Genomic DNA, 8,080 nt, shown 5'->3' on the forward strand with positions numbered 1-8,080 from the left:
TGTCCGTTGGGATAGATGTCGATCTCAATCTCGCCGTTGGTCTTCTCTTTGACCAACTCGGCAAATTTGTTGAACAGGATGTCGTTGCTGTCACCCTCCGTCACATGGTGGGACAGCTTCAGGACACGGGTCTCGACAGCGCCGCCGGCGCTGCCGGAAGCGGATCCGGCGGGGGACTTCTGGCCGCAGCCAGCCAGAACAGAGGCCAGCATCAGGGCGCACATGGCTCCGCTCAGGACGCGGGACAAATTCTTGTTCATCTTCAATTTCCTCCTCTATAATGTCGCGTGATTCTCTTACGTTTCTCACCGATACTGTTAAGAATTTTAACATAAAGAAACATCAATATCTCTAGACTGCACCGCAGGTTTTCAGCACACATTTGACGTGTTTATGACACCCAAATAAAATCAGCCAGCACAATTTTGACTTGCATTGTGTAAAAGTCAAAATTGTGCTGGTCAATAGTTTTATCTGCCGCGTCAGTGCCCCTGTCTGGCGACCTGTGAGCGGCGGTATTCCTTCGGCCCCATTTTGTTGCACTTTTTAAACACCCGGCTGAAATAATTCTGGTCGTTGTAGCCCACCGCCAGGCCAATTTCCCCGATGGATAAATTGGTATCCGTTATCAGCGCGGCGGCCTTTCCCATCCGCTTTCCCGTGAGATAATCCGTGAAGCACAGTCCCGTGTCATCCTTGAACAGGCGGCTCAGATAGAAAGGGTTGAAGCCGAATTCTTTTGCAAGATCGTTGATACTCCAAGGCAGTTCCGCATGTTCTTCCAGCCGGGCGCAAATTTGCCGCACCACATAGTGCTTTTTCTGAGGGGCGCTGGAGGACATTTTCTCCATAATCTCCCGCAGATAGGCAGAGCTGAAGTGAATAATATCCTGAATATCGCCCGTTACAAAAATGTCCACCATTTTTAGGCCGATATCCTCCTTCCGAACCTGAACACTTTTGCGGACCACCGTCAAAACCTCAATGTCCTTCAGCATCAAATCGTCAATTGCATGCCGCTCTCCGTAGTGCAGCAGATATTGTCCGAACATCCGGATCGCCTCTTCGGCCTCGCCGTTTCTGATATGGGCGACCACCTTGTCCTCAATTGGCTCTTCATAGCTGCCTGCGCTTTTCAGGCTGTTGAGATGCGCCATGGCGCAGCGGTACGACCGACTGGGATTGTCGTAAACCGACACCGTGTCACCAACGGTGATATCGGCCTTCTCGCACAAATCCAGATTCAGTTTCATCTTCAGCTCCACCGTAACGCTGAGTTCGTTATACCCCAGCGTGTCCCCACCGGTAAAGCAGAAAATCGCCGTCCGATCCCGCATATGGCTCACGGCGTAGGGAATCCCGCTTTCGTTCATGGCAGACTCGATCTCGTCCTGAAAGCTGGCCGTCTTGAGCTGTTCTGACGCACTGGTGTCGATCAGGATACAGAACACCCGGTTCTCCCGAATGTTCAGCAGGGCCTTATAGGCATCGATCTTCTTCCTGTCCGCGTTGAGCATAATGCAGTCTCCCAGTTCCTGGAGAAAGACCGATTGGTCCTTTTGCCCCATCTGGCGGGCGCTCTTTTCATCCCGGGCCCAATCCAGAAAACGCTGCACCGCCTCGTAAAACTCCTTGCGGATCGGCGGCTTGAGAATAAAATCATTGGCCTGATAGACGATTGCCTCCTTGGCATATTCAAAATAATTGAACGCCGTCAGAATCATGATATACCCCTTGAAATCCTGTGCGCGAATGTCCCTGACCAGCTTCAAACCACTGACGCCCGGCATATGGATGTCCACCACCAGCAAGTCCACCTGCCGCGTCTCTATCATCGTCTTTGCCTCCGCCGCGTCTTTCGCCTCCAATATCTCAAACAGGTCCCCGTACTGGCGGCGCAGCAGAATATGTACAATGCTCCGATCTTTTTCCTCATCGTCTACAATCAATATCCGAAAATTTTCATGATTCATGTTTCTCCTCCGCCCATCGGATACCGCAGCGTTACCACATTGATTTTTTCATTTGTCACCGCGCAGTCCATCAAGCCTTCTCTGTCATAAAAATGCCGCAGGCGGTCACGCACGTTGCCAAGACCGATTCCCGTTGTTTTCCTGCCGTGCGGCACGCTCTGTCCGCTGTAAAATGCCTGTATCTGCGTCTGTAAAATCACGCCGCCGTTATTTTCCACCGTCACCACGGCACAGTTCTCCTCCGTATCCAGCTTGCATGCGACCTTCAGCCAGCCGCCGGACTCCATATTTTCGCAGCCGTGAATCACCGCGTTTTCCACAATGGGCTGCACCGTCATGCCGGGAACCGGCACATCCGGGATTGTATCGTCCAATTCCATGAAAAAGGAGATTCGATCTCCAAACCGCTGATTCTGCAAGAAGAGATAGGTCTGCACCATTTTCAGCTCATCTCTTAGAGTGACGTCCGTTTTCATTGACTGAAGGCTGTATCGAAGCATATAGGAAATGGACTCCACAATGCCCAGCGTTTTATCCGCCCCCTCCACAAGCGCCATCGCCGTGGCCGTCCCCAGCACATTGAAAAGGAAATGCGGGTTCACCTGAGATTGCAGCGCCAAAAACTGCGTTTCCTTGAGCAGCCGTTCTGCGTTCATCTTCTCCTCGCGGGTTGTGATCAGGCGGCTCAAATCCCGCTTCATCCCGTTCACCGCAGTGGCCAGATAGTCAAACTCGTCGCTGGCGGCAATCTCAATGTCCGGGTCCTGAAAATTGCCCTTGGAAATCTCCCCCACGCCGACCACCAACTGCCTGATCGGCGCGTAAATCCGCGCGTGGAAATCCATGGAAAAGGTAATCGCCGCCATCAGCATTAGCACCAGAATGACACCGGCAAGTCTTGTCAGTAATTTAAAGTCCCGGTTTAGCTGCGGATAGATCGCCGCCGCATGGTTGACCTCCAGATTCTGCACCCGATCCAGCAAATAAAGCACATTGTTGCAACGCTCGTCCACCTGTGCGAAGGTGCCGTTTCCGCTCAGACCACTGCGAATCCGCAGCACCTGCGTGTCCGTTTCCACCAGTAGCTGGCGGATACTCCGAACCGCCAGCAGACTGGCCGGCTCTCTGGAAATATCCTCCACCACGTCCAGCTTCTGATCCAGCTCTGTCCATTCCGTCCGAAACCGGGCGTAGTCCCGCTCATTCCGGGCCTCTGCATATTTTTTCGCCGACAGCTTGAGTTGCCCGGTCAGCCCCTTGCTCCTGTCGATGGAGACAATATTTTGCAGCATCTCGTCATATTGCCGGTCCGCCATGTAGGACTGGAACAGAATCATCCCGCCGAAAACCATCGTAATCAGAATGAAGCACAGGCTGAAGCTCATGATCATCCTCTTGACGCTGTTCTTCTCCCCCAATATCCGATTCAGCATCTAGTCAACCAGCGCCTTTACAACCAGCTTTTCCTGCCCGTCGTCATACTGGATGCCAAACGCCGTCTCTCCCAGCCTCACGCCTTTATTCAGCGCTTCAAAGGTCGCGTCAAACTCTGAAAAACGCTCTACACTTTTCGTGGGCAGGTTCTCCGACACATCGGGAAAAAGGCAGCTTTTGATTTCCCCCTCCGCAATCAAAACGCTCGCCGCCCGCTCCAGATTCTCCAGTTCCTCTGCCAGATTGCCCTTGCTGGTATTCCTGGCAAAGTAACGCACCAAATTCACCAGATTTTCGATGCAGGCCTCTTGGCTTGCCGTATCGCCCAGCAGAATCTCCCGGTGCAGCAGCTTCAGCGCTTTCAGGGTAATCTCGTTGTCATACTCACTTTTCATTTCCCGTAAGCATCCTTTCCATGTTGTCCGCTGATATCAGGGCAATCCCGGAATCCACGCTGGCGGGCATGACGGAGCCCTTCCGCAGCTCCACCAGATACCGCACCGCCAAAGATGCCGAGTACGCTTCGTTCTGCTGAACAAGTCCGTCCAGCGTCCCGCTGCGCAGATGCTCGGCGCACTCCTGCAAATCGCCGTATCCCACCGCGTAGATTCCCCGCAGTCCGGCCTCGCTTGTCAGGCAAGCCGCAATCACGTTGGTCAAGTCCTCATCATAGGAAAACACCGCGTCCGGGCGCTGCGTCTCCAAAAGATTCCAAACCTCGTTATGCATGCTGGAGGAGGAGGACTGCTTTTCATCCATCACCGTCACATCCACCACCCGATATCCCTCAAACGGTGTGTTTACCAGATTGGCAATCTTGGTCTTCAGCCCCTCCCCCGGCCCCGGAGTCGTAATTTCCGACGGTTCCAGCACCGCCGCTTCCATATACAGTTGGCCGCCGCTATTCAGCCGATCCACCAGCAGAACTCTGCCGGTACCGTCCGTTGCGCTGATACAGCTCAGCGCCGCCATCCGTTCCGAATTGACTGCGGAGCCGATAAAGGTGTCAAACTGGCTGCTGTTCAGCCGCCGGGAGATCACCACTATCGGGATTTCCCTGCGCCTGCACGCGGCGAGCTCCAAATCGTACCCGGTGCTCTCCATGGGGTATAGAAGCACGCCGTCCACGCTGCTGTCCTTTGCAATCTGAATGACCCGCAGTTGCTCCTCTTTTGTGGAAGTCTCATAAATTTCCACGAACGCGCCGTAGCGGCTGCCTGCCGCCTCGGCTTCCTGGCGAATGCCGTCAACATCCACATTGCCGGAATCCGGAATAATCGCCACAATCCGGCGCTTTCCTCCGGACAGCGCCGCTTCAGCATCAGTTTGAAAATATTGGTATGTAGACGTGATCAGAGAGGCCGCATAAAGTGCGCAGATCAATAGCAGGCTTAGAATGATCCGTTGGCTTCTCTTTATCATGGCGCGCCCCTTTCCCCCGCATGTGCAGCCGTTTAAAGCCTCGCATCACCGGAAATTTCTTTTACCAGATCGTCCACATATGCCTCATTGGCATAGTCCAGCTCGCCGTTGTAGCACTCCAGAATATCCGATTCCACCTGACTGCGGACCTGCTTTTTCGAGATAGCAGACTTCAACAGCCACATCATCATCCGCTCCTTCCCGTTCAGTTTCTTGAACTGAACGGCCCCCAGAAAATGATAGGCACGGATTCCCTCCAACTCCGCCGGACTCAGGTTGCGCTCCAATACGGAGCGAAAGGCGGCTTCGTCTCCCGGCATCGTCAGCCCTACGGTGAACAGAATCAATCCGCGCTGCTTCAGTTCATCCAGATGCTTTTTCAAAAACCGAATTCCCTGAATTGCGCCGCCGTAAATCGCACCGCCATACACAACAGTATCGTAGAGCCGCAGCATTTTGGACGTCACTTGATATACCGGGCGCAAGTCGGCTCCGGTTTTCTCGGCAATCCATTCGGCGTAACGCTCCGTCGTCCCGTATTTTCCCGCGTAAATAATCAAAGTCAAGGCCGTTCCTCTCTTTCAGCGGTATCCCGCAAAATCTCCTATGGCGTGCATCTGGAAAGGCTCTCTCCGGCGCGGCTGGTTTCCAGTCAAACCGTTATTTGTTTGCGGCAAGCATACCGGGAGCATCCCCTTGACAAGCTTTCCCCGGCGGGCCCATTCCGCCGCACCCGCCTACCCCCCGCATCGCCGCCGCAAATCAGAAGGAGCGTATGCGTTTTCCATGCCGCGGTTGAAGGGGGATCAAATTCATTTATACTCTAATGAGCCAGCGTCCTTTTGTCAAGCGTCCGCAGTGGATTCTGCGGGTTGAACCTTGAGAAGTCCGCGCCGCCAAATAATCGGCGCAAAATTGCGGAAAATGGGGCCCCTCCGCCGAAATACATTTGTCGGGTCAAAAGCGCACATGTATCTCGCAGCCAGCGCCGTCTTTTCCCGATCAAAAATCCGGTGGCGGGGAAATCTGTGGCGGTTGCTCTTGTGCTTTTGCGGAAAATCATATATAATAACCAACTGACTATGCGAAACGGCACATTTTCGGTCGGGGTTCCCGGGGGACCGACCTATGGAAAGGAAGAATGCGCTTATGATCCAATTGAATTCCGAACAGGGCGCCGTCACCATCAGCAGCGCCGTGTTTTCCAACATTACCGGCATTGCCGCCACCAACTGCTTTGGCGTGAAGGGCATGGCCTATCGCTCCATGACGGACGGTCTGGTCCATCTCCTGCGGCGGGAGGCCATGAGCAAGGGCGTCAGCGTCACTGCCAATGACGACGGCACCGTCTCCATCGAGCTTCATATCATTGTTGAAAACGGCGTGAATCTTCCCGCGGTGTGCAGCTCCATTATGAACGAGGTGCGCTATATGGTCACCAAAAATACCGGCGTGGAGGTCAAGGCGGTCGATGTGTGCGTCGACTCCATGACTCTGTGACCGAGGGAGGGCTCAAAACAGATGAACAAACAAATCAGCGGTGCGCTTTTCAAGCGGATGGTGCTGCACGGAGCGGCCGCGGTGTCGGCCCAGAAGCAGGCGATTAACGATTTGAACGTGTTCCCCGTCCCCGACGGAGACACCGGAACCAATATGAGTATGACCATTGCCGCCGCCGTGGATGAGCTGCGTCGGTGCGACCCGGAAAGCGTTGACCGGGCCGCCTCCGTCACCGCCTCCGCCCTGCTGCGAGGCGCACGCGGGAACTCCGGCGTAATTCTCTCCCTTTTGTTCCGGGGAATTTCCAAGGGGCTGAAGGGCCGGGAGCACGCCGACGCGGCCACGTTTGCCGCCGCCATGCAGGAGGGCGTTTCCGCCGCCTACAAGGCGGTGATGAAGCCCGCGGAGGGCACGGTGCTCACCGTCTCCCGGCTCACCGCCAAGCGGGCGGTGGACGCGGCGGCGGAAGGGATGGATTTGGAAGCCATGTTGGATTCCGCCATCCGCGTGGGCTATGAAACGCTGGCGCAGACCACCGACATGAATCCGGTTTTGAAAAAGGCCGGCGTGGTGGACGCAGGCGGCAAGGGCTTCCTTCTCATTCTGGACGGAATGCTTGCCGAGCTGCGGGGCGAGCCTATGCCCGAGCTGTCCGACGCAGGCGCACCGGAGAAGGAGAAGGCGGATTTCGGCGGCCTTTCCTCCGATGAAATCACCTTTGCCTTTGACACGGTGTATATCGTGCGCAAGGCCTCGGCAAACATTTCTCTGGACCCCCTGCGGACCTATCTGAACAGCATCGGCGACAGTCTGGTCATCGGCGAGGACGACGAGGCCTTCAAGGTCCACGTCCACACAAACATTCCCGGCGCGGCGCTGACGGAGTCTCAGAAATACGGCACGCTGGAGCTGGCCAAAATCGAAAACATGCGCACGCAGGCAGATGCGCTGGCCGCCGGACGGCAGGCCCAGAGCACCGACGATCTCGACGCGGTGGAAGCCGAGCTTGAAGCGCAGACAGAGCAGGAGGTCCCCCGGGGCATCGCCCCGCCGGAGAAGAAATACGGCTTCTTGGCGGTGTGTGCCGGAGCAGGACTGGAAGCTTTGTTCCGGGATTTGGGAGCCGACGGGGTTGTGTCCGGCGGGCAGACCATGAACCCCTCCACCGAGAGCATCTTGGACGGAGTGAACGCCATCCCCGCCGAAACTGTGTTTATCCTGCCCAACAACGGCAACATCATTATGGCCGCCCAGCAATGCGCCGCCCTGACGGAGAAAAATGTGGTGGTCATCCCCACCAAAACCGTACCTCAGGGTGTCACCGCCATGATGAACGTGGATTTTGAGGCGCAGGACGCCGAAGCCCTCACCGTCGCCATGTCCGAAGCCCTTTCCTCCGTCACCACCGCCCAGATCACCTACGCGGCCCGGGACTCCGATTTTGACGGGTTTGACATCAAGGAGGGCGACTTCCTTGCTTTGGAGGAAGGGCGGTTGTTCGGCACAGACAAGTCTATTGCCGCGCTGACGGAAAAGCTGGCGCAGGACGCTCGGGAACGGGGCAGTTCCTTCATCTCCGTCTATTTCGGAGAGGACGTGTCCGAGGAAGACGCCCGGAAAACCGCAGAACTGTTTGAGTCCGCCTGTCCCGACGCGGAGGTGGCAATCCTTTCCGGCGGGCAGCCTGTGTACTATTATATCATCTCCATGGAGTGAGTTCCCCCCACATTTCCATAAGATCGGAAGAGCGG

General features: G+C 55.6%; 8 protein-coding genes. 2 read left to right on the forward strand and 6 right to left on the reverse strand.

What is annotated here, in order from left to right; translation table 11 throughout:
• From B2W96_RS11470 to B2W96_RS11495, 6 genes are all read right to left on the reverse strand, one after another.
• A partial coding sequence (locus B2W96_RS11470; protein ID WP_414692971.1) for a lipoprotein occupies positions 1 to 260 on the reverse strand: 260 nt, incomplete at its 3' end.
• Positions 261 to 482: 222 nt separating this feature from the next.
• Positions 483 to 1,973, reverse strand: a complete 1,491-nt coding sequence (locus B2W96_RS11475) for a response regulator (protein ID WP_293010534.1) — start codon at positions 1,971 to 1,973, stop codon at positions 483 to 485.
• Entirely contained in the window at positions 1,970 to 3,406 is a 1,437-nt protein-coding gene (locus tag B2W96_RS11480) for a sensor histidine kinase (protein ID WP_293010536.1), read from the reverse strand. Before B2W96_RS11480 ends, B2W96_RS11475 begins: the two co-directional genes overlap by 4 nt.
• Positions 3,407 to 3,802 (reverse strand): hypothetical protein, encoded by a 396-nt coding sequence (locus tag B2W96_RS11485; RefSeq protein ID WP_293010538.1) that lies wholly within the window; start codon positions 3,800 to 3,802, stop codon positions 3,407 to 3,409.
• Positions 3,792 to 4,829 (reverse strand): sugar ABC transporter substrate-binding protein, encoded by a 1,038-nt coding sequence (locus B2W96_RS11490; RefSeq protein WP_293010540.1) that lies wholly within the window; start codon positions 4,827 to 4,829, stop codon positions 3,792 to 3,794. The genes B2W96_RS11485 and B2W96_RS11490 overlap by 11 nt, the downstream gene beginning before the upstream one ends.
• A gap of 32 nt (positions 4,830 to 4,861) precedes the next feature.
• Positions 4,862 to 5,395 (reverse strand): flavodoxin domain-containing protein, encoded by a 534-nt coding sequence (locus B2W96_RS11495; RefSeq protein WP_293010542.1) that lies wholly within the window; start codon positions 5,393 to 5,395, stop codon positions 4,862 to 4,864.
• 583 nt (positions 5,396 to 5,978) lie between these two features.
• Here B2W96_RS11495 and B2W96_RS11500 point away from each other — a divergent pair.
• Together B2W96_RS11500 and B2W96_RS11505 are read left to right on the forward strand one after the other, a co-directional pair.
• A complete protein-coding gene (locus tag B2W96_RS11500) occupies positions 5,979 to 6,329 on the forward strand; it encodes an Asp23/Gls24 family envelope stress response protein (protein WP_293010544.1) in 351 nt (116 codons plus the stop codon).
• Positions 6,330 to 6,350: 21 nt separating this feature from the next.
• On the forward strand, positions 6,351 to 8,045 hold the full coding sequence (locus B2W96_RS11505) for a DAK2 domain-containing protein (RefSeq protein WP_293010546.1): 1,695 nt from the start codon (positions 6,351 to 6,353) through the stop codon (positions 8,043 to 8,045).
• Positions 8,046 to 8,080: the final 35 nt, after the last annotated feature.

Origin of the sequence: Oscillibacter sp. UBA6647 (assembly GCA_002455655.1) — a bacterium.
In the GTDB taxonomy this organism is placed as follows: Bacteria; Bacillota; Clostridia; order Oscillospirales; family Oscillospiraceae; genus Oscillibacter.

Bases quoted from the DNA above. Each gene is read 5' to 3' on its own strand.
- B2W96_RS11475 (WP_293010534.1), bottom strand. From the start codon at position 1,973: ATGAATCATGAAAATTTTCGGATATTGATTGTAGACGATGAGGAAAAA.
- B2W96_RS11480 (WP_293010536.1), bottom strand. From the start codon at position 3,406: ATGCTGAATCGGATATTGGGGGAGAAGAACAGCGTCAAGAGGATGATC.
- B2W96_RS11485 (WP_293010538.1), bottom strand. From the start codon at position 3,802: ATGAAAAGTGAGTATGACAACGAGATTACCCTGAAAGCGCTGAAGCTG.
- B2W96_RS11490 (WP_293010540.1), bottom strand. From the start codon at position 4,829: ATGATAAAGAGAAGCCAACGGATCATTCTAAGCCTGCTATTGATCTGC.
- B2W96_RS11500 (WP_293010544.1), top strand. From the start codon at position 5,979: ATGATCCAATTGAATTCCGAACAGGGCGCCGTCACCATCAGCAGCGCC.
- B2W96_RS11505 (WP_293010546.1), top strand. From the start codon at position 6,351: ATGAACAAACAAATCAGCGGTGCGCTTTTCAAGCGGATGGTGCTGCAC.